The following is a 2,641-nucleotide window of genomic DNA, read 5'->3' on the forward strand; positions in this document are numbered from 1 at the left end:
AGGCGTACTGGATCCGAACGATCCCGTCGTAACCTACAATTCAGCCAGCCCGCCCACGCAGCCTGCATGGGGCGCTATCGGCAAATGGGTACGTACCAAACGCTTAAGCTGGAATACCGACTCCTATAAATGCTACATTTATAAGGGCATGCAGTTCCGGCTGAAATTCCCCAAGAACTTTAACCCCGCCGATACTTCCAAAAAGTATCCCATGATCATATTCTTTCATGGCATTGGCGAAAAAGGCTCCCTTTATGATAATGAGTATCAGCTGTACCATGGCGGTCAAACGCACATGAACAAGGTAGATAACGGCTCCTTTGACGGCTTTTTGCTGTACCCGCAAAATATCAGCGGGTATTGGGGCAATGCCCAGTATGATTACATTAATGAGCTTATTAACAACTTCTTTGTCCAGCAGATCCATGTAGACCGCTGGCGTATAATGATTGAAGGACTTTCCGGGGGTGGTATGGCTACCTGGGATTTCCTGTTCCGCTATCCCAAGCTGGTAGCAGCGGCCACGCCCATCAGCGCAGCCACGGAAAGCTATTTAAACTATGTGAACACCTGGAAGTATATGCCCCTGTGGGAGTTCCAGGGCGGTATAGATCCTAACCCCAACCCCGCTGCAGCGCGCGCCATTGAAGCCGGTGCCAATGCAGTGGGCGCCAACTATAAGCTTACGATATACGCAAACATGGGGCATAGTGTGTGGAACACTGCCTGGGCTGAATCGGATTATTTCCCCTTCATGTCAAGGGCTTATAAATCCAACCCCTGGCCGCTATTCGGTAAATATGAGTTTTGCCCCGGGGAAACGGTAAATACAACGCTGGGGCTTACGCCCGGTTTTACCGCTTATGAATGGTCAAAAGACGGCGTAACCATACCCGGCGCTACCAGTAATACCTTACAGGTAACGCAGTTCGGTACATATGCTGCCCGCGTGCGCGATGGCAACACCTGGTCCGACTGGTCACATACCCCTGTAGTAGTAAAAATCAAAACACCCACCGTAACACCGGCCATACAAATGCCCGGCCTGCAAAGTAATGTACTGCCCACACCGGAAGGCAAGGACAGTGTAACGCTGCAGCTGCCCGACGGCTATGCATCTTATGTATGGATGAAGAGCGGTGGTACAGATACGCTGGGTCGTGATGCTACTTTTACTGCACATGAAACAGGCAGCTACATAGCAAGGGTAACAGAGCTGTATGGTTGTTCCAGCAGCTTCTCGGACCCCTTCCCTGTAATAAAGGCATCTGGCCCCAATGGGCCAGATGCTGCCAATGGCCTGCTGATAACGCCATTGTCCAAAACATCTTTGAAATTGAACTGGAGCGATAAGCCTTCTCCATTATATAACGAAACATTGTTTGAGGTATACCGTGCCAATGCGGCCGGTGGACCGTACACCCTGGTAGGCAAGGTAGGGGCAGATGTGCTGACCTTTACGGATAACGGTCTTCTGCCCAATACCCGCTACTATTATGTAATACGCGCGGTAAATGATAATGCTGCGGCTCCGCTGAGCGCAGAAGCCAGCGGCGTAACCATGGTGGACCAAACACCGCCCACCGCGCCGCGCAACGTTGTAGTAACCGGCTCTACCACCAGTTCTATCAGCATTTCCTGGACCGCTGCCACCGACGATGTAGGTGTTGATAAATACGACATTTACATTAATGGTAAAAAAACGTACACGGTAGACGCTTCCACCACCAGCTTTATAGCCTATGGCTTAAAGGAACGGCAGTTATATACTATTGTGGTAAGGGCCAGGGACATTACCGGTAACCAGTCGCCATCCAGCAACCAGGTAAGCGCGGCAGCTATCCGGTCAGGCCTGAATTATAAATATTATACTTCTACTTCCGCCTGGAGCAAGCTGCCCAACTTCAGCACGCTTACACCAGTTAAAACCGGCACGGTAGCCTTTGTGGATGTTTCTCCCAAAACAGCCACCACCAACTACGGCTTCGTATGGGAAGGCCTTATTAATATACCTGCAACCGGCAGCTATACGTTTGAAACCTATTCCGACGATGGCAGCCGCATGTATATAAACCAGGCCGCCTATAGCTATAGCGCTACTCCCCTGGTGGATAACGACGGCGGTCATGCGGCACAATACAAGCAGGGCACCGTTACGCTTAGCAAAGGCCCGCATGCTATTGTGGTTACCTACTTCCAGGGCGGCGGCAGCGCAGCCATGAAGCTGTACTGGAAAAATACCGCCGGCGGCGTAGGCAGCACCCGCCAGGAAATACCGGCTGCTTTCTTTACCGACACCATTACCCTGGGTAGTGCGCCAACAGCGCCCAGCAACCAGTCTGTTACGGTTGTTTCCTACAACAAGCTGAAGGTGAACTGGAAAGATAACAGCTCCAATGAAACAGGCTTTGAAGTGTACCGCAGCACCAGCTCTAACGGTACCTACAATATCATTACCACTACAGGGCCTGATGCAACTTCTTATACAGATACGTTGCTGAATGCCAGCACCACGTACTATTATAAGGTAAAGGCCATTAACGTTGCAGGCAGCAGCGCGCTTACAGCTGCAGCCAGCGGAAAAACATCCGCGCTGCCCACCAAGCCCACTGCGCCTACCACGCTCGTGGCTACGGCTACC

General features: G+C 51.5%; 1 protein-coding gene. It reads left to right on the forward strand.

Translation table 11 applies throughout. The features are described from left to right. A partial coding sequence (locus tag VFS25_RS11385) for a fibronectin type III domain-containing protein (RefSeq protein ID WP_326462266.1) occupies positions 1-2,641 on the forward strand: 2,641 nt, incomplete at both ends.

This window comes from Chitinophaga sp. (assembly GCF_035761305.1).
Lineage (GTDB): Bacteria > Bacteroidota > Bacteroidia > Chitinophagales > Chitinophagaceae > Chitinophaga.